This window comes from Mesorhizobium sp. M0518, from assembly GCF_040321125.1.
Classification (GTDB): Bacteria; Pseudomonadota; Alphaproteobacteria; order Rhizobiales; family Rhizobiaceae; genus Mesorhizobium.
Window position 1 is genome coordinate 29,528 of sequence record NZ_JAMYQY010000017.1, and the last position, 23,186, is coordinate 52,713.

Below are 23,186 nucleotides of genomic sequence, written 5' to 3' on the forward strand. Positions count from 1 at the left end.
CGGCGATTCAAGACAATGTCCGCCAAATCCGGACAAGCATCTGAAATGATTACCGCTTTTTGATCATATCGAGGGAAAGCACGACCAACCCGGCAATCAGGCCCCAGAATGCGGCGCCAACGCCGAACAGCGTCAGGCCCGACGCGGTGACGACAAAGGTGACGGTGGCGGCCATGCGATCCGCCTCTTCCTTCAGCGCGATAGACAGCGCGTTGGCGAGCGACGCCATCAGCGCCAGGCCTGCCACCAGCACGATCAGGCTCTGCGGCAGCACCGCGAAGATCGCCACCAGCGAAGCGCCGAAAATAGCAAAGATGAGATAGGCGAGCGCATAAAACGGCCCGGTCTTCCAGCGCTCGGCGGGATCGGGGTGGACGTCCGGCCCGGTGCAGATCGCCGCCGAGATCGCCGCCAGATTGGTCGTCGAGCCGACGAACGGCGCCGACAGCAGCGAAAACAGGCCCGTGACACCGATCAGCGGGCCGGGCTCCGGGTGATAGCCGGCGGCGCGCAGCACGGCGAGGCCGGACAGGTTTTGCGACGCCATGGTGACGAGGTAGAGCGGCAGTGCCAGGCCAATCACCGCCTTGGTGGTGAAGTCAGGCGCAATCAGCGTCAGCGTCGACAGTTCCGGTGTCGGCAGGCCACCGACACGGCCGGTGAGGAAAGCGGCGAGGCCACCGCCGATCAGAACCGCCAGCACCGACAGCGCCGGGTTGAACAGCCTGATAACGAAGAAGACGGCGATCAGCGGCAGGATCAGCCACGGGTCGATCGGAATGGTCTTCACCGCATTGAGCGCGAAGGTGACGACGATGCCGGCCAGCATGCCCGAGGCGACGGAGGGCGGTATCCTCGAGATCAGCTTGGTCAGGGGCCGAAACAGCCCTGTGGCGATCAGAAGGACGCCGGTGACGATGAAGGCGGCGACGGCCTCGCTCATCGAAAAGCCGCTCGATGCCGCGATCAGCGCCAGGCCCGGCGTCGACCAGGCGGTGATGACAGGCATTTTCGTGCGCCATGACAGCCACAGGCTCTCGATCGCCATGGCCAGGCAGATCGTCGTCACCCAACTTGCCGTCTCGATCTGCGTCGCACCGACTGCGGTGGCGGCTGCGATGACGATGGCCAGCGTGCCGCCGAAGCCGACGATCGCCGCGACGAAGGCGGATATCGGGATGGAAAGGCGCATCAGTTTCCCCTCTGCGCCATCGCATCGACGGCCCGCACCAGCATGTCGAGATCTTGGGGTCGCGACAAGCGATGGTCGCCGTCGGGGATCAATGACAGTGTCACGTCGTCGGCGGGCAGCAAGCTGACCAGCTTCAGTGCGTGGCTTGCAGGCACGTCCGCATCGGCCAGGCCCTGCAGGATGTGCACCGGGCAATGGGTGTCGATCGGGCCTGTCATAACCCGGTTGTAGCGCCCGTCCTCGATCAGGGCGCGGGTGTAGATGTAGGGTTCCGTGGAATAGTCCGACGGCTCTTCGAAGAAACCTTTTTTGGCGAGATCGCGCTTCTGCGCCTTGGTCAGCACCGGTTCGACCAGGTCGGCGGTGAAATCCGGGGCTGGCGCCAGCAGCACCATGCCGGCGACGTTGCTATCGCCTGCCTTGCGCAATTCCTGCACCATGCGCAGCGCGATCCAGGCGCCCATCGAGGAGCCGACCAGGATCTGGCTGCCCCGGGTGAAATGCCGGAACACGGCAAGGCTCTGCGCAAGCCATGTCGAAATCGTGCCGTCGGCAAAGGCGCCGCCGGATTCGCCATGGCCAGAATAATCGTGGCGCAGGAAGGCGCGGCCTTCTTTCGCCGCCCAGTCCGTCAGCGTCTGCGCCTTCGTGCCCAGCATGTCCGACTTGTAGCCGCCGAGCCAGACGATGCCTGGCGCAGAGCCAGCAGTATGGCGCACCGCGATGCGCGATCCATCTACATCCAGAAAGATTGGGGGCGTAGCAGTCATGGCTTTTCCTCAACGCGGGTCTTGTGACACAGCCGGTGGCGTGGCGAAAAGTGCTCACGATGTTGTTTGTTTGGTGCAGAGCAGCGATCAGGGTGATTTTCTGTCAATGCTGTGCTATTGACTCCGCCCGCGCGCTCACCACATTGCGCGTCCACGCATCAACACTGACGAACCTGAACGAAACGGCCAAGGAGACCACGACCATTCGCAGACCTTTCAAAGCAGCGGCGCCGACCAAGGATGGCCCGCGCTCCAACCGTGACATCCGGGTTCCCCGGGTCCAGCTTATCGACGCCGATGGCCAGAACCGCGGCGATATTTCCATCAACGATGCGTTGCTGCTCGCCGAAGAGGCTGGGCTCGATCTCGTCGAGATATCGCCCAATGCGGTGCCCCCCGTCGTCAAGATCCTCGATCTCGGCAAGTTGAAATACGCCAACCAGAAGAAGGCGGCCGAGGCGCGCAAGAACCAGAAGGTCATCGAGATCAAGGAGATCAAGATGCGCCCGAACATCGACAGCCATGACTACGAGACCAAGATGAAGGCGGTTCGCCGCTTCTTCGAGGAAGGCGACAAGGTCAAGCTGACGCTGCGCTTCCGTGGCCGCGAGATGGCGCATATGGAACTCGGCATGCAGCTTCTGAACAAGGTCCGCGAGGAAGTGGCGACGATTGCCAAGGTCGAAGCGGAACCGAAGCTCGAAGGCCGCCAGATGATGATGGTGCTGTCGCCGCGCTAGAGCGATCCCCGTCAAAAGCAAAGGCCGCTTCGGCGGCTTTTGTTTTGTTTTGCCTCCGCCATGATTTCTCCGCAAGTTGCTTCGACAAGGATTCTGGTTGCCGGTCCTCGCGGCGAAAGGATTCTCCCATGACCGCTGCGGCACGTTCTACAAGTGAAATGGGTCGCTATCAGCGGCGCCGGCGCGTCCTGCTGGCGCTGCTAATCGGCGCTTTTTGCGCTTTGCTGATCTTCGGCGGCTCCCCGCACGATGAACTGACCCACGAACGCATAGAGGCGCACGGGATCGCCCTGATACTGATCGGAATCGGCGGCCGGCTCTGGTCGATCCTCTATATCGGCGGCCGCAAGTCGGCCGAAGTGGTTGCAACCGGCCCATATTCGGTGATGCGCAACCCGCTGTATTTTTTCTCCACCGTAGCGGCCGTCGGCATCGGCACCCAGACCGGCAGCGCGATCGTCGCGGTAGCGTCGGCGGTTTTGTGCGCGGCCGCGTTCCACATCGTCACGCTGCGCGAGGAACGGCATTTGACGACCGTGCTCGGGGCGCCGTACAAGGACTACGTTGCACGGGTGCCGCGTTTTTTTCCCAATCCCCGGCTTTATCGCGATCAGGCCGAGGTCACCTTCACACCGCGCATCTTCAATCACACGCTGCGCGACGGCTTGATGTTTCTGGTTTCCATACCGTTTTTCGAACTCATCGAGTCCGGACAGGAAAGCGGTGTAATTCCCGTCCTCTTCTGGCTGTATTGAGCTGCGGTAGGCAGTCAAAAGAGGCGACATGCATTAAATCCGCCTGAATTATCCTGCAAGCCGTCCCAACGATCGGCGGGGCCCTGTTTTCTTGGCCAGAAGCTGCGATCGCCGGCAAGTTTTTCGACGATCGGATTCCGCCATGGTCAATGAAATCAAGTCTGCGCCCGTCGAGGCACACGGGCTGGGCAACTACCAGCATATGCGCCGCATGGTGCTTGCGGTGCTGGTGGTGGTGCTGTTTCTGGCACTGCTGTTCGGCCAATCGACGTTTCCGCCTGAAACCTGGGTGCATGAGTCGATCGAAATGTTCGGCGTGCTGCTGATTTTCCTCGGCATCGTCGGGCGCCTTTGGGCGACGCTCTACATAGGCGGGCGCAAATCTTCCGAGGTGGTGACCGGCGGGCCTTATTCGATCACCCGCAACCCACTTTATGTGTTCTCGACCGTGGCCGCGGCGGGCGTCGGCGCCCAGATCGGCTCGTTCTCCGGCATCATCCTCTTTGCGCTGCTGTGCGCGGGTGCCTTCCACATCGTCATCCTGCGCGAAGAGAAGTTCCTCAAGGAAGCGCTCGGCGCGCCGTACCAGGCCTATCTGGAGAAGGTGCCGCGCTTCTTCCCGAAGCTGTCGCTCTACCAGGAGGGCGATACGGGCAGCTTCAAGCCCCGCCTGTTGCTGACCACGCTGCTCGACGGCCTGGTCTTCCTCGTCGCCCTGCCGGCCTTCGAGCTGATAGACGGAGCCCAGCTGTCAGGCATGTTGCCGGTCTGGTTCACGCTGCCCTGACCAAGGACACAGCGCCGCATCTCCACAGGTGTTGCACGCGGGCCGTCTTTGACGTATAGCACCGCCGTTCAAGAAAACCGCCCGGCAGGGCATGCCGTGGCGGTTTCATTTGCTTTTCGGGCTTTGGTCGGCCCGAAGCGAACAAGAAGCGCGATAGTGCGCCAACAATACGGAGTAGCAAAATGCCCAAGATGAAGACCAAATCGGCCGCCAAGAAGCGGTTCAAGATCACAGGTACGGGTAAAGTCCTGTCGGCTGCGGCCGGCAAGCGTCACGGCATGATCAAGCGTTCCAACAAGTTCATTCGAAATGCCCGCGGCACGATGGTTCTGGCTGAACCGGATGGCAAGAAGGTCATCAAGAATTTTCTGCCGAACGGTCTCTAGGGAATGATGCCAAAAAGTTGCAGACTTTTTGGAAAACATCATTCGCCAAAATAAGATCATTCGGTCCGGACACGCATTTGTTTTACGCAATTCCGAACGGAAAACCGCAAGGCACTTTTCCTGGAATTGCTTTTAAGGAGATCATGACATGGCACGCGTAAAAAGAGGCGTCACTTCGCACGCCAAGCACAAGAAGGTCCTGAAAGCCGCCAAAGGCTTCTACGGCCGCCGCAAGAACACCATCCGCATCGCCAAGCAGGCGGTGGAAAAGTCGATGCAGTACGCGTATCGCGACCGCAAGAACCGCAAGCGCTCGTTCCGCGCGCTGTGGATCCAGCGCATCAACGCCGCGACGCACGAGCATGGCCTGACCTATGGCCGCTTCATCGACGGCCTCAACAAGTCGGGCATCGAGATCGACCGCAAGATCCTGTCGGACATGGCCATCCATGAGCCGCAGGCTTTCGCAGCCCTGGTCGCCAAGGCCAAGGTGGCGCTCGAATATCTGAAGAACACCACGCCGAACGCTTTTGAAAGCGCTGTCGCCTAAGACCAGCGCTTCCCAAGCATTCGCAATTCTGATTTGGGGAACCCGCGCTGGCACGGCTGGCGCGGGTTTTTCTTTTGCCTGAACTTTCAACTTAAAAGTGACTTTCACTTTGAGCTGATTTCCAACGTAGCGAGTTTGACCGTGAACGACGCAACCACTGGCCTGGATACGCTTGAAAACTCACTTCTGGCCGAAATCGCCTCGGCCGCCGATGAGCCGGCCATCGAGGCCGTGCGCATCGCTGCTTTCGGCAAGAAGGGCGCCGTGTCCGAGATGCTGAAGACCCTTGGCGCCATGACCGCTGAGGAGCGTCAGGTCAAAGGCCCCGCAATCAACGGGCTCAAGAACCGCGTCACAGATGCGCTGACGGTGCGCAAGGCCGAGTTGAAAGATGTGGCGATCACCGCCCGCCTCGCCGCCGAAAGGGTCGATGTGACGCTGCCGGTGCGGCAGTCGCCGGCCGAGCGCGGCCGTATCCACCCGATCAGCCAGGTCATCGATGAGATCGCGGCGATCTTCGGCGACCTCGGGTTTTCCATCGCGGAAGGTCCCGATATCGAGACCGATTACTACAATTTCACTGCGCTGAATTTCCCCGAAGGCCATCCGGCGCGCGAGATGCACGACACCTTCTTCTTCCAGCCGGACGAGAAGGGCGAGCGCAAGCTTTTGCGCACGCACACTTCGCCGGTGCAGATCCGCACCATGGAGACGAAGAAGCCGCCGATCCGCATCGTCATTCCGGGCAAGACTTACCGCCAGGATTCGGACGCCACTCACTCGCCGATGTTCCATCAGGTCGAGGGGCTGGTGATCGACAAGACGGCCAACGTCGCCAACATGAAGTGGGTGCTGGAGGAGTTCTGCAAGGCCTTCTTCGAGGTGCCGCAGGTCAAGATGCGCTTCCGGCCGTCCTTCTTCCCGTTCACCGAGCCGAGCCTCGAGGTCGACATCCAGTGCGACCGCTCGCGGCCGGGCGAAGTGCGCTTCGGCGAAGGCTCCGACTGGATGGAGATCCTCGGCTGCGGCATGGTCCATCCCAACGTGCTGCGCCATGGCGGGCTCGATCCGGACGAATATCAGGGCTTTGCCTGGGGCATGGGCATCGACCGCATCGCCATGCTGAAATACGGCATGCCGGACCTGCGCGCCTTCTTCGATGCCGACGTGCGCTGGCTGTCGCATTACGGGTTCAGGCCGCTCGACATGCCGACGCTGTTTGGGGGCCTGAGCGCATGACAGCGCCCTACGCCGGCGGCTGTCGCTGCGGCGCCGTGCGGTTCGAGGCATCGGCCGAACCGCACCACGTCAGCTATTGCCATTGCGGCGATTGCCGGCGGGCCAGCGGCGCGCCTGTATCGGCCTTTGTCGGCTTCCCGGCCGGTCAGGTCGCGTTCACCGGCAAGGCGCTGAAGATGTTCGAGAACGGCCCGGTGACGCGCTCGTTCTGCGGCACTTGCGGCTCACCCATCGCCTATGTCGACGAGCGGCTGGAAGACGACATCTACTTCATGCTCGGCGCCATGGACATGCCAGCCGATTTTGAACCCACGCTGCATGCCTATGTCGGCGAGCAGCTGCCCTACCTGCATATGTCCGACGACCTGCCGAGACATCTGAAATCAAGCGTCAAAAGACCAGACGGAACAGCCCCATGAAATTCACCCTCTCCTGGCTCAAGGACCACCTAGAGACCGACGCTACGCTCGACGAGATCGTCGAGCGGCTGACCTCGATCGGTCTCGAAGTCGAGCATGTCGACGACAAGTCAAGCCTGAAGCCCTTCGTCATCGCCAGGGTGCTGACGGCGGTCCAGCATCCCGATGCCGACCGGCTGCGCGTGCTGACCGTCGATACGGGCGACGGCAAGCCACCCGTGCAGGTCGTCTGCGGCGCGCCAAACGCCCGCGCTGGCCTGATCGGCGCCTTTGCCGCGCCCGGCACCTATGTGCCCGGCATCGACGTGACGCTGGCGGTCGGCAAGATCAGGGGGGTCGAAAGCCACGGCATGATGTGTTCCGAGCGCGAGCTGGAACTGTCAGACGAACACAACGGCATCATCGACCTGCCCGAGGATGCGCCGGTCGGCACCAGCTTCGCCGCCTATGCGCATATCGACGATCCGGTCATCGAGATCAATTTGACGCCGAACCGGCCGGATGCCACCAGCGTCTATGGCATCGCCAGGGATCTGGCGGCGAGCGGGCTTGGCCGCCTCGTTGGCGGCGCCATCATGCCGCATGTCGGCAATGGCATGTGTCCGGTCAAGGTGACGATCGAAGCGCCGGAGCTTTGCCCCGGCTTCGCGCTCAACCTGGTCAAGGGCGTCAAGAATGGGCCGTCGCCAAAATGGCTGCAGCAGCGGCTGATCGCCATTGGCCTGAGACCCATCAGCGCGCTGGTCGACATCACCAACTACGTCACCTTCGACCGCGGACGCCCGCTGCATGTGTTCGACGCCAGCAAGGTTGCCGGCAATCTCGTCGTGCGCCGCGCGCGCGATGGTGAAAAGGTGCAGGCGCTCGACGGCCGCGAATACACGCTGACGCCGGAAATGTGTGTCATCGCTGATGACAATGGCGTCGAGTCCATCGCCGGCATCATGGGCGGCGAGCATTCGGGCTGCGACGAGAACACGACCGACGTGCTGATCGAATCCGCCCTTTGGGATCCGATCACCACGGCGCGCACCGGCCGCACGCTCGGCATCATCACCGACGCGCGCTACCGCTTCGAGCGCGGCGTGGACCCCGAATTCATGGTTCCCGGCGTCGAGTTGGCAACGAAACTGGTGCTCGATTTCTGCGGCGGCACGCCGACCGAAATGGAAGTCGTCGGTTATGCCGACTATCAGCCGAAGATCGTTTCCTTCCCGCTGGCGGAAGTGAAGCGGCTGACCGGCATCGAGGTCGACGAGGATGAGAGCCTATCTATCCTTGAGCGCCTGGGTTTCAGTGCAGAGCCAACCTATCGACCCCATGCCAACTATGTTGCTCCGCCGCCCGGCACACGAGATTTCTCGTCTCAAGAAAAGATATCGGGCGTCTTCGACGTCGCCGTGCCGTCCTGGCGCCCCGACGTCGATGGCAAGGCAGATCTGGTCGAGGAAGTCATGCGCATCCACGGCGTCGACAACATCGCGCCGCAGCCGCTCGGTGCGCATGACGCGGTCAACGCCAGGATACTCACCACGCTGCAGGTCCGTACCCGCACCGCCAAGCGCGCGCTTGCCGTGCGCGGCATGATGGAAGCCGTCACCTGGTCGTTCATTCCGGCCAAGCATGCCGAGCTGTTCGGCGGTGGCCAGACCGCGCTGAAGCTCGCCAACCCGATCGCCGCCGACATGTCCGACATGCGGCCGTCGCTGCTGCCCGGGCTGATCGCCGCTGCACAGCGCAATGCCGACAAGGGTATTGGCGACGTGGCGCTGTTCGAAGTGTCGGGCACCTATGAGGGCGACGGCGCCGACCAACAGCGGCGCGTCGCCGCCGGTGTGCGTCGCGGCACCGCCAAGCTCGACGGCTCCGGCCGCAACTGGGCCGGCAATTCGGGTGCGGTCGGCGTGTTCGACGCCAAGGCCGACGCAATCGCCGCGCTCGAAGCCTGCGGTGCGCCGGTCGAGCGGCTGCAGATCGAGGCCGGCGGTCCAGCCTGGTACCATCCCGGCCGTTCCGGCACCATCAAGCTCGGCCCGAAAACCGTGCTCGGCACCTTTGGCGAATTCCACCCGAAGACGCTGGAGGGGCTCGATGTTTCCGGGCCGCTGTGCGGCTTCGAGGTGTTCGTCGATGCGGTGCCCGAACCGAAGGCCAAGCCGACGAAAACCAAGCCGAAACTGGAACTGTCCCCCTTCCAGGCGGTCAAGCGCGACTTCGCTTTCGTCGTCGACAAGTCGGTCGAGGCCGGCACGCTGGTGCGCGCAGCGCTCGCCGCCGACAAGAAGCTCATCACCGCCGTCTCGGTCTTCGACATCTTCGAAGGCGCGTCGCTCGGCGAGGGCAAGAAGTCGATCGCCATCGAAGTGTCGATCCAGCCGGTCGAAAAGACGCTGACCGACGAGGATTTCGAGGCGCTGGCCAAGCGCATCATCGAGAATGTCGGCAAGCAGACGGGCGGCGTTCTGCGCGGCTAAGACTTGCGAGCAGATGGCGAATCGCCCTCCAAAGGGCGATGGACCATCTGCGCTATTCCGGACTTCCTTTCGAAGAACAGCGCGCGGCGTTTCTCGCCATCGTGCTTGCCGACCCGCTGTTACGCGACGCGCTGGCGCGGGCTCGCACGCTCGACCTGCCGGACTGGCTGGTGGTGTCCGGCGCGCTCTACAACAGTGTCTGGAACCACCTGACCGGCAAGCCCCCGGGTTACGGCATCAAGGATGTCGACCTGTTTTATTTCGATGACGCCGATCTATCCTACGAGGCGGAGGATGCGGTGATCCGCCGGGCGGAGAAGCATTTCGAAGGACTGCCGCTGCCGGTCGAGGTGCGCAACCAGGCGCGGGTGCATCTTTGGTATCCGCAGAAGTTCGGACAGCCGTGCCCGCGCTATACGAGCGCCAGCGAATCCGTCAGCTATTTTGCGTCGAAGACCCATGCGGTGGGTGTGCGATACGATGCGGATGGGCAGCTCGAGATCGTGGCTCCATTTGGTCTTGACGATATTTTTTCGTTCCGCATCACACCGAACCGGGTGATGGACAATCAGCGCACGCATGAGGTGAAGGGCAGACGCGCCCAGGAGTATTGGCCGGAGACCACTGTCGTGCCTTGGTAGGGAGTTGCCGGAATGTTGGCGCGAGGCACCCCCCCCCTCTGGCCTGCCGGCCATCTCCCCCGCAAGGAGGGAGATTGGCAACTTCATCGGCGGCACCCTTCTTGCAACGTTGGTGATTGGCGAAAGCCGGCGTGACATCCGATCTCCCCCCTTGCGGGGGAGATGTCCGGCAGGACAGAGGGGGGTGCCTCGCGCCAACGTCACGCAACCTTCTGCACCATCGCGCATGAAAAGGGGCGCCGAAGCACCCTCTTCCGCTTACTCACCAGCTTTCACCCATTCACCAGCGCCAACTCCTTCTGCGCATAGCGCCTACCGACCACCTTGTCGGGCGACAGCGCATCGCCAATCGCCTGCACCTCGACCGCGCTCAGCGCGATCCCGGCCGCTGCCGCATTCTGCTCGAGATGGCGGATCCTTCTTGCACCGGGGATCGGCACGATGAAATCGCCCTGATGCAGCACCCAGGCCAGCGCCAGCTGCGCCGAGGTCACGGCCTTTTCAACAGCCAGCTTTTCCAACGTGGCGATGACGGCGGCATTGGCTTCCATCGCCTCGGCTTGGAAGCGCGGCAAGGTCCGGCGCCAGTCGTCGTCGCTCAAGGCCTCGGGCTTGCCGATCGTGCCGGTCAGCAGGCCACGGCCGAGCGGACTGTAGGGAACGAAGCCGATGCCCAGCTCGCGGCAGACGGCGAACACCTCGTCTTCCGGGTCGCGGCTCCACAGCGAATACTCGCTCTGCACGGCCGATATCGGATGAACGGCATGGGCCCGGCGGATGGTCGCGGCACTCGCCTCGGACAGGCCAAGCGCGCGCACCTTGCCCTCGCGCACCAGTTCGGCCATGGCGCCGACCGTATCCTCGATCGGCACGTTGGGGTCGACACGGTGCTGATAGTAGAGGTCGATCACATCGGTGCCCAGCCGTTTCAGCGAGGCCTCGGCGACCGCCTTGACGTGCTCGGGGCGGCTGTCGACGCCCGCCATGCGGTCGAGGCCTGTGCCTTCCTCCAAAATCTTGAAGCCGAATTTTGTCGCGATCGTCACCTTGTCACGCACCGACTTCAGCGCCTTGCCGAGCAGGATCTCGTTCTCGTAAGGGCCATAGACTTCCGCCGTGTCGAAGAAATTGACGCCGATGTCGACTGCGCGGTGCAGCGTGGCGATCGCATCGGCTTCCGCTTGGCCGCCATAGGCGAAGCTCATGCCCATGCAGCCGAGGCCGACGGGGTAGACGTTCAATTCAGTTCCTAGCTTGCGGGTTTGCATAACGCGTCTCCTTGTTGCGATGCGGGAAATAGCGCCTTGCCGTGTGTTCGATAATCGGCTTTCATTTGTACAGGCTGTCCTAAAAGATAGATCAATGAATCGCGCACATCTTTCCCAATTGGCCGTGCTGGCAACCGTCGCCCAATGCGGCAGCTTTCGCGGCGCAGCCAAGGAGCTAGCCATCGCGCCGTCGGCGGTCAGCCATGCGGTGTCCAGCCTGGAGGCGCGGCTTGGCGTTAGGCTGCTGGCGCGCAGCACGCGCAGCGTCGCGCCGACCGAAGAAGGTGCGCAGTTGCTGGAGCGGCTGCGGCCGGCGCTGTCGGAGATCGACCTGGCGCTGGAGACGGCAATCGAAGCGCGCGACCGGCCGGCCGGCAATCTGCGGCTGACCGTGCCGCGCACGGCGGCCCATTTGGCGCTGACGCCACGGCTGGGCGCCTTTGCGTCGGCCTATCCCGACATCGTGCTGGAGATCGTCATCGAGGACCGCTTCACCGACGTGGTGGAAGGCGGCTTCGATGCTGGCGTCAGGCTAGGCGAGAGCCTGCAGCGCGACATGATCGCGGTGCGCATCGGGCCGGACCTTCGCGGCGCGGTGGTCGGCGCCCCGGTCTATTTCGAGGTGAGCCCCAAGCCGCTCCACCCGCGCGACCTAGCCGGCCACCGCTGCATCCGCTTCCGCTTCTCCAGCGGCATCCTCTACCGCTGGGAATTCGAGAAAGGCCGCGAGACGATCGAGATGGCGGTGGAGGGACCGCTGATCCTCGATGAGGACCATCTGATCGCGCAGGCGGCGGTCGACGGCGCCGGGCTCGCCTTCGTCTTTGAGGATTATGTCCGCGCCCCGCTCGCCGACGGCAGGCTGATCCGCGTGCTGGAGGACTGGTGCCCGCCCTTCGACGGCTTCTTTGTCTATTATCCGAGCCGCCGTCAGATGCGGCCAGCGCTCCGGGCGTTTGTCGATTTCTTCAAGGTGAGTGGATAGAGCGGGCTCGCCCCTCCCCCTGGTGGAAGAAAACCGGCATCGCGGTCGTTCACCAACGATGCAAGCATCGATCACCAACAGCACGAACAGCTACGGCTGGGGCGCGATCATTCTCCACTGGCTGATTGCGCTCATCTTCATCGGCCAGTTCGGACTCGGCTTCGTCATGGTGCGGCTGACCAGCCAGCGCACCGCCTTCGAACTGATCCAGCTGCACAAATCCTTCGGCTTTCTGCTGCTCGGCCTGATCGTCCTGCGCATCGCCTGGCGCCTTGGCAATGTATGGCCGCCGCTGCCGCGCTCGGTCGGGACTCTGGAGCGTCGGGCGGCACCGTTGGCCCATTTTGCGCTCTACGCGTTCCAGCTTGCCTTGCCCTTGTCCGGCTGGGCGCTGGTGTCGGTCTCGATGCTGGAGATTCCCAGCCTGCCGTTCAACCTGTTCATCATGCCGAACCTGCCGCTGGCCGAATCGGATGGTGCCGAAAGCTTCTGGGCGGCGGCGCACTGGTATCTCGCCTATGCCGGCATGGCTCTGGTCGCGCTCCACGTCGCGGCGGCACTGCGGCATCATTTCCAGCTCAGGGATGGCGTGCTCATGCGCATGATCACGCCTTCGTCAGATCCGGAATAGAGCGAGCGGTTCATTCGTTCATGGAGTGAGGGCGCAAGAAATGCGCTGCCTCCAACAAGGAACATCCCATGTACACGCGCATCCTCGGATTTGCGGCGGTCGCCGCTTGCCTTGCCATGCCTGTTTCAGCGGCCGTCGCGCTTGGTGACGCCGCCGGCAGCTATTCGATCAGCCCGGCCAGCTCCAGCATCCGCTTCTCCATCGACAAGGTCGGCGGCGGCGGCCTCAATGGCGCCTTTGCCCGCTTCAAGGGGTCGATCCGCATCGACAACAGCGATGTCGGGCGCTCGCAGGTCAATTTCACCATCTTTCCCGAAAGCGTCGGCACCGGCCAGGGCCGTATCGATGCCTTCCTGCGCTCCGACGCGGTGTTCGATGCCGCCAACAGCCCGGAAATCCAGTTCCGCTCGACCAGTGTGACCCGAACCAGCGACACCACGGCCCTGGTCTCCGGTAGGCTGACGGCGCGCGGCAAGACGTTCCCGGAAAAATTCACGGCCGAGTTTGGCGGTCTCAAGGCTGGCACCATAAAATTCCATGTCACCGGCAAGGTGTTGAGGTCACGCTACGGCATGGATGTCGGCACGCCGATCTATTCCAACATCGTCGACTTCGACATGACGCTGACCGGCAAAAGGGGCTGACCCTCGTCATTGGCTTTTCCGGCAATTTCGGGCAAACCTCGTTGCCTGTAATCGTGATGGAGAAGCCTGATGTTCCGATGGGGTGTGTTGTCGACGGCCAAGATCGGCCGCGAGCATTTGTTGCCGGCCATGGTCGAGGCGGAGAACGGCGTGCTGTCGGCGATCGCCAGCCGCGACCTGTCGAAGGCCAAGGCGCTGGCCGACCGCTTCGGTGCGCGGCATGCCTTCGGCTCCTATGAGGAACTGCTCGCCTCGAAAGAAGTAGACGGCGTCTACATCCCGCTGCCGACCTCGCAGCATGTCGAGTGGGCGGCAAAGGCCATCGAAGCCGGCAAGCACGTGCTGGTCGAAAAGCCGCTGGCGCTCGACGCCAACGACATTCTTCCGCTGATCAAGCTGCGAGACCAGAAAAAGGTGCTGGTCTGCGAGGCCTTCATGGTCATCTACCACCCGCAATGGATCAAGGTACGCGACCTGATCGCCAGCGGCGCCATCGGCCGGCTGCGCCATGTGCAGGGCGCCTTCTCCTACTACAATGTCGACCCCGACAACATGCGCAACCAACTCGACCTCGGCGGCGGCGCGCTGCCCGACATCGGCGTCTACCCGACCGTGTCGACGCGCTTTTCGACCGGCAAGGAGCCGCTGCGCGTGCAGGCGACGATCGAGCGCGACCAGAAATTCGGCACCGACATGTACTCCTCGATCCGCGCCGATTTCGGTGACTTCGAACTGTCCTTCTACCTGTCGACGCAGATGGCGGCGCGCCAGGTCATGGTGTTCCACGGTGAGAAGGGTTTCATCGAGTTGTTCTCGCCTTTCAATGCCGGGCTCTACGACCACCACCGCGTCGAACTGCACAACCAGAACCACTCCGAGGCGCAGGTGTTCCGCTTTCCCGGCACGCAGCAGTACCGGCTGGAGGTCGAGACCTTCGCGCGTGCGGCACAGGGCGGCAAGGAGCGCGTCTTCACGCTGGAGGAATCTGTGCTCAACCAGAAAGTCATCGATGCCATCTTCCGCGCCGGCGGCACGGACGGCTGGGAGACCGTCTGACCCCGGCAATAAAGTAACCGGCTAATTCTGGGAGGAAAGATGGCTGACGATGCGGACGTGATCATTGTCGGCGCTGGCCTTGCCGGGCTGGTTGCCGCCGCCGAGCTTGCCGAGGCCGGCAAGAGAATCATCATCGTCGACCAGGAGCCGGAGCAGTCGCTCGGCGGCCAGGCGTTCTGGTCGTTCGGCGGCCTTTTCCTCGTCGATTCGCCCGAGCAGCGGCGCATGCGCATCCGCGATTCGCATGACCTGGCGCTGGAAGACTGGCTGGGCACCGCGGCTTTCGATCGGCCCGAGGATTTCTGGCCGCGCAAATGGGCGGAAGCCTATGTCGGCTTTGCCGCCGGCGAAAAACGCTCCTGGCTGATGCAGCGCGGCCTGAAATTCTTCCCCGTGGTCGGCTGGGCCGAGCGCGGCGGCGGCAATGCCATCGGCCACGGCAATTCGGTGCCGCGCTTCCACATCACCTGGGGCACCGGCCCCGGCGTTCTCGAACCGTTCGTGCAGCGCGTGCGCGAGGCGCAAAAACGCGGATTGATAAGCTTCAAGTTCCGTCATCGGGTCAATGAACTGACGCGGACGGGTGCTGTTGTGACCGGTGTGCGTGGCGACATCCTGCAGCCCAGTGCTGTCGAGCGCGGCCACAAGAGTTCGCGCGAAATATCAGGTGATTTCGAGCTTCACGCCCAAGCGGTGATCGTCGCCTCCGGCGGCATCGGCGCCAACCATCAACTGGTGCGGGAGAATTGGCCCAAGCGGCTTGGCACGGCGCCCAAGCGCATGATCACCGGTGTGCCCGACCATGTCGACGGCCGCATGCTGGCGATCACCGAACGGGCCGGCGCCTCGATCGTCAACCGCGACCGCATGTGGCACTATGTCGAGGGCATCAAGAACTGGGCGCCGATCTGGACCGACCATGCGATACGCATCCTGCCCGGCCCGTCATCGCTGTGGCTCGATGCGCGCGGCAAGCGCTTGCCGGTGCCGCTCTATCCCGGTTTCGACACGCTGGGCACGCTCTCCCACATCATGAGCACAGGCTTTGACTATTCCTGGTTCATCCTGACCAAAAAGATCATCCAGAAGGAGTTCGCGCTGTCGGGCTCTGAGCAGAACCCCGATTTGACCGGCAAGAGCTGGCGCCAGGTACTCGGCCGCGCCACATCTGGCATTCCGGGTCCGGTCAAGGCGTTCATGGAGAAGGGCGAGGATTTCATCGTCGAGGCTGATTTGCCGGCGCTGGTCGCGCGCATGAACGCGCTTGCCGGCGGTGAGCCGCTTCTTGAGGTGGCCCAGGTCGAGCGCGAAATCCGCGCCCGCGACCGGCAGCTCGACAATCCGTTCTCCAAGGACATGCAGATCACCGCTTTGCGCGGCGCCCGTGCCTATCTCGGCGACCGCCTGATCCGCACGGCCAAGCCGCACAAGATGCTCGATCCGGCAAATGGCCCGCTGATTGCGGTGCGGCTCAACATCCTGACCCGCAAGACGCTGGGCGGCCTGCAGACCGATCTCGACAGCCGCGTGCTGGGTGCCGACGGCCAACCGGTCGCCGGGCTCTATGCGGTCGGCGAAGCCGCCGGTTTCGGCGGCGGCGGCGTGCATGGCTATGCGGCGCTTGAGGGTACCTTCCTCGGCGGCTGCATCTTTTCCGGCCGCGGCGCCGGCCGGGCGGCGGCGGCGGCCATGCAATAAGGCCCAAAACCGCGAGACGATAAAACCGCTCACCAGAGCCAGGCGCCCTGTCCAAGGGCGGCCACCGCCTCAGTGATCCGGGTGAAGCTAACTCGGGCGCGGCTGACCGTGTGCCGGGCTCGGAGATAGCCATGCACCAGCCCCGGTTCCTCGAACCAATATGCCCGTCCGCCGGCCGCGACGATGCGGTCGCGATAGGCTTCGCCGTCGGACGACAGGGGATCGCATTGCGCGGTGATCAGCACGGTCGGCGGCAGGTTGGCAAAATCGGCATCGGCAAGCGGCGACTGCGTGATGTCGCCGGTGCCGTCTTGCCCGCCGGTGCGGATGTTCTTGTAGAATTCGAGATCGCGCGTGGTCAGCATCGGCGCTTCGGCATGCGTTATGTACGATCCTTGCGACCGGTCGCCGCCGAGGCCGGGATAGATCAGCACCTGGCCAACGGGCCTTTTCGAATGGTCACGTGTGGCATGGCTGACGGCGGCGCAGAGATTGCCGCCGGCGCTGTCGCCGCAGAGCACGATAGGATAATCGCGATTGGCGGCGGCCCATTCGAAGGCGCTCATCAAATCGTCGAAGGCGGCCGGATGCAGATGTTCCGGCGCCAGCCGGTAGTCGACCGAGACCACCTCATAGCCGGTGCGGGCGCACAGCTCGGCGCAGACATCGTCATGGCTGTCCAGTCCGCCGAGGATGAAACCGCCGCCATGGGCATAAAGCACCGTCACTGCCGCCTGCGGCGCGCTTCGGTAGATGCGGATCGGGATGTCGTGCGTGAGGGTTGAAATTGCGGAGGTTTCGACCGCAACGCCGTCGGGATGGCCGGCAAAGAATTCGCGGCACATGCGGTCGTAGATCTCGCGCTGCTGCGCGATCGTGTAGCCGATCGTATCGGGCGGGTAATAGGAATTCGTCCGCTCGATAAAGGCCCAGGTCTCGGCGTCGATGAGGGTTTTGTAGTCGGTCATGAGTGAGGCTGCCGAAGTCGAACCTGGGCACCCCCCTCTGCCCTGCCGGCCATCTCCCCCGCAAGGGGGGAGATTGGCAGTTTCGATCGCGGTGCTCTTCTTGCAACGTTGACGATTGGCGAAAGCAGAAACGACATCCAATCTCCCCCCTTGCGGGGGAGATGCCCGGCAGGGCAGAGGGGGGTGTGACGGGACGCCATCGTTCCCACTACTTCCCCTTCCACACCGGATCGCGCTTTTCCGCAAACGCACGAAAGCCTTCCATATTGTCCTCGGAGCCGTAGAGCGCATCGACCGTCGGCAGCTGCCGGCGCGTCACCCTGTTCATCGCGTCCTGGAAAGTCAGCGATTCCGCCACCCGCGCCGTTTCCTTGATCGCGGCAAACACCAGCGGCGGGCCGCTGGCGAGCAACCGGGCGATCTCCCAGACGCGCTCCTCGAGCTTTTCCTTGGGCAGCACTTCGTTAACCAGGCCCCAGCGATGCGCTTCAGTGACATCCATCCAGCGGCCGGTGAGCAGAAGGTCCATGGCGACATGATAGGGGATGCGCTTCGGCAGTTTGATCGTCGCCGCGTCGGCCAGCGTACCGGCGCGGATTTCGGGCAGCGCGAAGGAGGAATGGTCCGAGGCGTAGATGAGGTCGCAGGACAGCGCCAGCTCGAAGCCACCGCCGACCGCCATGCCGTTGACGCAAGCGATCACCGGCTTGTTGAGGTCGCGCAGTTCCTGCAGCCCGGCAAAGCCGCCGACGCCATAGTCGCCGTCGACCGCATCGCCGCCTGCAGCGGCCTTCAAATCCCAGCCGGCGCAGAAGAACTTGTCGCCTGCGGTCTTGACGATGGCGACGCGCAATTCCGGATCGTCTCGGAATGCCTTGAAGGTCTCGCCCATCAGCCGCGAGGTCTTCAGGTCGATGGCGTTGGCCTTGGGCCGGTCGAGCGTGACTTCGAGGATGGTGCCCTCGCGGCGGGTCGAAATGACGTCAGACATTCTTCTTGTCTCCCAGCACCAGCAGTGCGTCGGCGATCCAGGCGCCCTTGCCTTCGGCGCAGACGATCAGCGGGTTGATGTCGAGTTCCTCGATCTCGCCGGCATTCTGCTGCACGAAGGCGGCAATGCCCGAGATGGCGTCGATGGCAGCGGCGACATCGGCTTTCGGCCGGCCGCGATAGCCTTCGAGCAGCGGGAACAGTCTCAGGCCGCGAAGCGCCGCCTCAATATCGTCGCGCGTCGCCGGCAGCATCAGCGTGACGCTGTCGCGCAACAATTCGACCAGCACGCCGCCGGTGCCGAGCGTCATCACCGCGCCGAACATCGGATCGCGGGTGAAGCCGACAATGAGTTCGGCGACACCGTCGCGCACCATGCGCTCGACATAGAGCCCGGTGCCGAGCGGCAGCAGGTCATGCGCTGCGGTGCTGACGGATTCGGCATCCCTGAGATTGAGCCTGACAGCGCCAACTTCGGATTTGTGAGTGACGCCGAGCGCCTTCAGCGCCACCGGGAAGCCGAGCGCCATGGACGAGATCACCGCCTCGACCGCATTGGCGGCGCGTTCGCCCTTCGGCACCGGCAGGCTGGCCTTGATCAGCCGTGACTTCGCCTCGGCCTCATCGGGCGTGACGTGGTCACCGCCAGGCGCACCGGATGCGGACGTGTCGATCGGCTGCGCCTGCGGCTCGTGCCACGCCCAGCCGATGAAGGCTGCCGCCTGGGCGGCGTCCATGGCTTCGGAAATGCCGAACAACGGCACCATGCCGCGTGCCATCAACTCGGCGGTGTATTCCTCCGGCAGGTTCTCCGGCAGCGAGGAGACGATCGCGCCGTGCGCTTTATTGGTCTTCAGTGCCGATTCGAAGGCGCGCAGCGTCGCCCACCAATCGGTGACCGAGCAGCGGTCGGGGCGCGGGAAATCGAGCACCAGCATGTTGAGGTCGAAGCCGCCCGACACCATGGCGGTGAAGGTGGCGGTCATCGCCGGCTCGTTGTTCCAGATGAAGGTGTGATAGTCGAGCGGGTTGGCGACCGCGACCAGCGGCCCGAGCGTCGATTTGACATGGGCGCGGTGGCTGTCGATCAGCACAGGGAAATTGACCCAGCGCCCTTCGGCGCTGTCGGCCATGACGGAGGCCTCGCCGCCGGAGCAGCTCATCGACGACAGCCTATAGCCTGGCAGCGGGCCGGTGATGTGCAGCAGCTTCAGCGCCTCGATGAAGGCGGGGATCGAATCGACTCTCGCAATGCCGAGCCGCCGCAGGAACGCACCCGAGGCCGCGTCCGAGCCGGCCAGCGAGGCGGTATGCGAGACAGTCGCCTGCCTGGCCTGTTCGGAACGGCCGACCTTCATGGCGATGATCGGCTTCTTCAGCTCGCGCGCCCGTGCCGCCAGCCGCTCGAAGCCGGCTACCGAATCGAAAGCCTCGATATGCAGGCCGAGCGACGTGACCCGCTCGTCCTCGATCAGGCCGAGCGCCATTTCGGACAGGCCGGTCTGCGCCTGGTTGCCGGCGGTCATCAGGAAGGCGATCGGCAGGCCGCGCCTTTGCATCGTCATGTTGATGGCGATGTTGGAGGACTGGGTGATGATGGCGACGCCCTTGCCGCCCTCGGCCAGTCTTATCCCGCCATGCTGGTCGGGCCACAGAAGCGCGCCGTCGGCATAATTGATCAGGCCGTAGCAATTCGGCCCGATGATCGGCATCGAGCCGGCCGCCCCGACCAGCTCGGCCTGCAGCCGCTCGCCGTCGTCGTCATAGGCCTCGGTTTCGAGGAAGCCGGCGGCAAAGCAGACGGCGCCGCCGGCGCCGCGTTCGGCCAGCGCCTTGACCACCTCTATGGTCAAATGCCGGTTGACGCCGACAAAGGCGGCGTCCGGCGCGGCCGGCAGGTCGGCGACCGAGCGATAGGCCTTGCGGCCGGCGACCTCGTCCTTGGTCGGATGCACCGGCCAGATCTCGCCGGCAAAGCCCATCTTGATCGATTGCGCGACGACGGCTGCAGCCTGCGCACCGCCGAATACGGCAATCGACTTCGGCCGCAGGAGACGCTCAAGTTTATGCATATGTTATGCCCCAAACGGACGCAGCAGCGCCCGTGAAATGATGTGGCGCTGGATTTCCGACGTGCCCTCCCAGATGCGCTCGACGCGGGCGTCGCGCCAGATGCGCTCCAGCGGCAAATCGTCCATCAGCCCCATGCCGCCATGGATCTGGATCGCTTCATCGGCAACGTATGCAAGCATTTCGGTGGCCTTCAGTTTGGCCATGGCCATGTCCTGGTCGGTGACTGTGCCCTGATCGTACTTCCAGCCGGCTTCGAACACCATCAGGTCGGCGGCCTTCAGTTCGGTCGCCATGTCGGCAAGCTTGAACGATACGCCCTGGAACTTGCCGATCTGCTGGCCGAATTGCTGGCGCTGCGCGGCATATTCGACGGCATGGCCAAGCGCCCGCTCGGCGCGGCCGAGGCAGGTGGCGCCGACCTGCAGCCGGGTGGCGCCGAGCCAGGAATTGGCGACGTCGAAACCCTTGTGGACTTCGCCCAACACTTGGGCGGCGGGCAGCCGGCAATCGTCGAATTCGAGGATGGCGTTGGTGTAGCCGCGATGCGAGACGTTGCGGTAGCCATCGCGGACGGTGAAGCCCTTCGTCCCTTTGTCGACGAAGAAGGCGGTGATCTTCTTGCGTTTGCCGCGCGGCGAATCCTCTTCGCCTGAGGCCATGAAAACGATGGCAAAGTCGGCGAGGTCGGCGTGGGAGATAAAATGCTTGGTGCCGTTCAGCACCCAGTCGTCGCCGTCCTGCACCGCCGTCGCCTTCATGCCGCGCAAATCGGAGCCTGCGCCCGGCTCGGTCATCGCCAGACAGTCCCATTTCTCGCCGCGGATGCAGGGGAACAGATACTTCTCGCGCTGCTCGGGCGTGCCGGCCAAGAGGATGTTGGAGGGCCGCGCCACGCAGGTCCAGTGCAGCGCATAGTTGGCGCGGCCGAGTTCCTTTTCGTAGAGCAGCCAGGTCACCGTATCCAGGCCAGCGCCGCCGACATCGGCCGGCATGTTGGCGGCATAGAGCCCGGCTTCGATCGCCTTGACCTTGATCTCCTCGATCAGGTCGCGGCGCAGCACGCCGGTGCGCTCGACCTCGCGCTCATGCGGGTAAAGCTCGTTCTCGACGAACGCACGCGTCGTCTCGACGATGAGCCTCTGTTCCTCCGACAGCCCGAAATCCATGCTCTCAGCCTTTCTTCTTGCCGGTCTTTTTCTTCGGCTTTTCGGCTCTCTTGACCGGTTTCAAGGCTTTGGCCTTCTCGGCCGCCTTGGAGGCCGTGGGCTTCTTCGCCGCCAGCTTGGCCAACTGCCTGGTATAGTCCTTGTGCAGGGCGCCGGCGCCCCAGCCCTTGCCTTTGTTCTGCTTCGACAGCGCATCCATGATGGCGACCAGATTGTCGTCGCGGATCTTTTCCAGTTCGCGGATCGACAGGCCATGCGCCTGGTCGTCCGACTGCGTGGCGATCAGGTCGACCAACTCGTCGTTGAACTCCGGCACATCCATCAGCTTGGTCCATGGCCATTTCAGGCAGGGCCCGAACTGCGCCATGAAGTGGCGCATGCCGGCCTCGCCGCCGGCGACGCGATAGACCTGGAACATGCCCATCTGCGCCCAACGCAGGCCGAAGCCGTAGCGCATGATGTCGTCGAGTTCCTCGACCGTGCAGATGCCGTCCTTGATCAGCCACAGCGCCTCGCGCCATGCCGCTTCGAGCAGGCGGTCGCCGACGAAGGCCTCGATCTCCTTGCGGATGACGACCGGCTTCATGCCGATCGAGGCATACATCTCCTTGGCGACCTCGATCGCCTCGGGAAAGGTCTGCTCGCCGCCCACGATCTCGACCAGCGGCAGGAGATAGACCGGGTTGAACGGATGGCCGACGACCAGCCGCTCCGGATGCTTCTTCATCGCCACCTGCATGTCGGTCGGCTTGATGCCGGAGGTCGATGAGCCGACAATCGCATTGGCCGGCGCGTGGGTATCGATCTCGGCGAGCACCCGGTGCTTGAGGTCGAGCCGTTCCGGCACGCTTTCCTGAATGAAATCGGCATCGGCCACTGCCTCGGCGATGGTCTTGGCGAAGGTCAGCTTGCCCTCCTTGGGCAGGCCGCCGGGCACCATCTGCTTGTAGGCGCGGCGCGCGCCCTTCATCACTTCGCCGACCTTGCGCGACGCCTCGGGATCGGGATCGAAGATCGACACGTCGATGCCGTTGAGCAGCAGCCGCGCCACCCAGCCGGCGCCGATGACGCCGCCACCGATGGCGGCTGCCTTGTTGATGATGCTCATGCGGAAGCTCCGGTTCTGGTCATGGCGGTTGTGGGATCTATGAGCGGCACGCGTTCGCCGGCGCGGATCACGGACGGGTCGTAGGCCTTGCGGGCAAAGGCTTCGAGCACGAAGGGCCGGAAGAATTCGATCGGCAGGGTGTCATAGTCGGGGTCGAAGCTCGACTGGTCCCAGCGTTCGCAAAACTGGTCGCAATCGTCGAAATAGGCGTGGCCGGCAAAGCGGTCGCGCGCATGGCGGTTACCGCCCAGATGATGGGCATAGTAGAGCCGCTGGAAGTCGCCATGCTTTTCCACCACCCAGGTGCATTGTTCGCGCACGAAGGGTTTCAGGATCGAAGCGGCATATTCGTCGTGATTGTATGGCGCGTAAATGTCGCCGATGTCGTGCAGCAGCGCGCAGGCGATCCAGTCGGTGTCGGCGCCGTCGCGCCAGGCACGCGTCGCCGCCTGCAGCGAATGGCCGAGCCGGGTGATCTTGTAGCCCGACAGGCCCGCGTCGAGCTGCACCAGCGCATCGAGCAGCCGCTCGCCTGTCCTTGCCGCATAGTCGATCTCATGCGCGGTCAGGAACTCGTAGTCGTCCCGGTCGCCATCCTTCATCGCGGTGAATTTTACGGTAGTCATGCCGACCCTCCCGATGAATA

At 63.6% G+C, this 23,186-nt stretch carries 23 protein-coding genes; 14 read left to right on the plus strand and 9 right to left on the minus strand.

All coding sequences use genetic code 11. The features are described from left to right. Positions 1–49: 49 nt before the first annotated feature. Together NKI66_RS22965 and NKI66_RS22970 are read right to left on the minus strand one after the other, a co-directional pair. Positions 50–1,192, minus strand: coding sequence for a benzoate/H(+) symporter BenE family transporter (locus tag NKI66_RS22965; protein WP_352753073.1), 1,143 nt, complete (start codon positions 1,190–1,192; stop codon positions 50–52). Next, positions 1,192–1,962 carry an alpha/beta hydrolase gene (locus NKI66_RS22970; protein ID WP_023810609.1) on the minus strand — a complete coding sequence of 257 codons (771 nt, stop codon included), beginning with the start codon at positions 1,960–1,962 and terminating at the stop codon, positions 1,192–1,194. Before NKI66_RS22970 ends, NKI66_RS22965 begins: the two co-directional genes overlap by 1 nt. A 203-nt stretch (positions 1,963–2,165) precedes the next feature. Here NKI66_RS22970 and infC point away from each other — a divergent pair, with 203 nt between their 5' ends. The 9 genes from infC to NKI66_RS23015 all read left to right on the plus strand — a co-directional run bounded on the left by infC (position 2,166) and on the right by NKI66_RS23015 (position 9,953). Then, positions 2,166–2,702 (plus strand): translation initiation factor IF-3, encoded by a 537-nt coding sequence (gene infC, locus NKI66_RS22975; RefSeq protein WP_023810608.1) that lies wholly within the window; start codon positions 2,166–2,168, stop codon positions 2,700–2,702. Positions 2,703–2,830: 128 nt separating this feature from the next. Next, positions 2,831–3,457, plus strand: coding sequence for a methyltransferase family protein (locus NKI66_RS22980; protein WP_023810607.1), 627 nt, complete (start codon positions 2,831–2,833; stop codon positions 3,455–3,457). A gap of 142 nt (positions 3,458–3,599) precedes the next feature. Further along, positions 3,600–4,244, plus strand: a complete 645-nt coding sequence (locus NKI66_RS22985; protein WP_023810606.1) for a methyltransferase family protein — start codon at positions 3,600–3,602, stop codon at positions 4,242–4,244. Between the two features lie 182 nt (positions 4,245–4,426). After that, on the plus strand, positions 4,427–4,630 hold the full coding sequence (gene rpmI, locus NKI66_RS22990; protein WP_006201248.1) for a 50S ribosomal protein L35: 204 nt from the start codon (positions 4,427–4,429) through the stop codon (positions 4,628–4,630). A 148-nt stretch (positions 4,631–4,778) separates the two neighbouring features. Further along, positions 4,779–5,180, plus strand: a complete 402-nt coding sequence (rplT, locus tag NKI66_RS22995; protein WP_023672281.1) for a 50S ribosomal protein L20 — start codon at positions 4,779–4,781, stop codon at positions 5,178–5,180. Between the two features lie 141 nt (positions 5,181–5,321). Next, on the plus strand, positions 5,322–6,419 hold the full coding sequence (gene pheS / locus NKI66_RS23000) for a phenylalanine--tRNA ligase subunit alpha (protein WP_352554632.1): 1,098 nt from the start codon (positions 5,322–5,324) through the stop codon (positions 6,417–6,419). Next, a complete protein-coding gene (locus tag NKI66_RS23005; protein WP_023810604.1) occupies positions 6,416–6,838 on the plus strand; it encodes a GFA family protein in 423 nt (140 codons plus the stop codon). Before pheS ends, NKI66_RS23005 begins: the two co-directional genes overlap by 4 nt. Next, entirely contained in the window at positions 6,835–9,312 is a 2,478-nt protein-coding gene (gene pheT, locus NKI66_RS23010) for a phenylalanine--tRNA ligase subunit beta (protein WP_352753075.1), read from the plus strand. Before NKI66_RS23005 ends, pheT begins: the two co-directional genes overlap by 4 nt. 38 nt (positions 9,313–9,350) lie before the next feature. Continuing rightward, positions 9,351–9,953 carry a nucleotidyltransferase family protein gene (locus NKI66_RS23015; RefSeq protein ID WP_128302735.1) on the plus strand — a complete coding sequence of 201 codons (603 nt, stop codon included), beginning with the start codon at positions 9,351–9,353 and terminating at the stop codon, positions 9,951–9,953. A gap of 272 nt (positions 9,954–10,225) precedes the next feature. On the opposite strand, the gene NKI66_RS23020 is transcribed toward NKI66_RS23015, so the two are convergent. Continuing rightward, the gene (locus NKI66_RS23020; RefSeq protein ID WP_128302736.1) at positions 10,226–11,221 is read right to left on the minus strand and encodes an aldo/keto reductase; all 996 of its coding nucleotides are present in this window, start codon (positions 11,219–11,221) and stop codon (positions 10,226–10,228) included. Between the two features lie 94 nt (positions 11,222–11,315). On the opposite strand from NKI66_RS23020, the gene NKI66_RS23025 reads away from it, so the two are divergent. From NKI66_RS23025 to NKI66_RS23045, 5 genes are all read left to right on the plus strand, one after another. Next, positions 11,316–12,206 carry a LysR family transcriptional regulator gene (locus NKI66_RS23025; protein ID WP_352753078.1) on the plus strand — a complete coding sequence of 297 codons (891 nt, stop codon included), beginning with the start codon at positions 11,316–11,318 and terminating at the stop codon, positions 12,204–12,206. A gap of 58 nt (positions 12,207–12,264) precedes the next feature. Then, complete coding sequence (locus tag NKI66_RS23030; protein ID WP_352753080.1) at positions 12,265–12,837, plus strand: cytochrome b; 573 nt, start codon at positions 12,265–12,267, stop codon at positions 12,835–12,837. A 68-nt stretch (positions 12,838–12,905) separates the two neighbouring features. Beyond that, positions 12,906–13,481, plus strand: coding sequence for a YceI family protein (locus tag NKI66_RS23035; protein ID WP_352753083.1), 576 nt, complete (start codon positions 12,906–12,908; stop codon positions 13,479–13,481). Between the two features lie 69 nt (positions 13,482–13,550). Then, entirely contained in the window at positions 13,551–14,537 is a 987-nt protein-coding gene (locus NKI66_RS23040) for a Gfo/Idh/MocA family protein (RefSeq protein WP_352753085.1), read from the plus strand. 39 nt (positions 14,538–14,576) lie between these two features. Further along, positions 14,577–16,235, plus strand: coding sequence for an FAD-binding dehydrogenase (locus tag NKI66_RS23045; RefSeq protein WP_352753087.1), 1,659 nt, complete (start codon positions 14,577–14,579; stop codon positions 16,233–16,235). Between the two features lie 29 nt (positions 16,236–16,264). On the opposite strand, the gene NKI66_RS23050 is transcribed toward NKI66_RS23045, so the two are convergent. The 6 genes from NKI66_RS23050 to NKI66_RS23075 form a co-directional block, all read right to left on the minus strand. Continuing rightward, positions 16,265–17,203 (minus strand): alpha/beta hydrolase, encoded by a 939-nt coding sequence (locus NKI66_RS23050; protein WP_352753089.1) that lies wholly within the window; start codon positions 17,201–17,203, stop codon positions 16,265–16,267. Between the two features lie 208 nt (positions 17,204–17,411). Continuing rightward, positions 17,412–18,194, minus strand: a complete 783-nt coding sequence (locus tag NKI66_RS23055) for a carnitinyl-CoA dehydratase (protein WP_352753091.1) — start codon at positions 18,192–18,194, stop codon at positions 17,412–17,414. Beyond that, positions 18,187–20,265 (minus strand): acetate--CoA ligase family protein, encoded by a 2,079-nt coding sequence (locus tag NKI66_RS23060; RefSeq protein ID WP_352753094.1) that lies wholly within the window; start codon positions 20,263–20,265, stop codon positions 18,187–18,189. The genes NKI66_RS23055 and NKI66_RS23060 overlap by 8 nt, the downstream gene beginning before the upstream one ends. Before the next feature lie 3 nt (positions 20,266–20,268). Then, positions 20,269–21,432, minus strand: a complete 1,164-nt coding sequence (locus NKI66_RS23065; protein WP_023810592.1) for an acyl-CoA dehydrogenase family protein — start codon at positions 21,430–21,432, stop codon at positions 20,269–20,271. A gap of 4 nt (positions 21,433–21,436) precedes the next feature. Continuing rightward, on the minus strand, positions 21,437–22,540 hold the full coding sequence (locus NKI66_RS23070; RefSeq protein ID WP_023810591.1) for a carnitine 3-dehydrogenase: 1,104 nt from the start codon (positions 22,538–22,540) through the stop codon (positions 21,437–21,439). Next, positions 22,537–23,166: an HD domain-containing protein gene (locus NKI66_RS23075; protein ID WP_023810590.1), complete on the minus strand. Its 630-nt coding sequence runs from the start codon at positions 23,164–23,166 to the stop codon at positions 22,537–22,539. Before NKI66_RS23075 ends, NKI66_RS23070 begins: the two co-directional genes overlap by 4 nt. Positions 23,167–23,186: the final 20 nt, after the last annotated feature.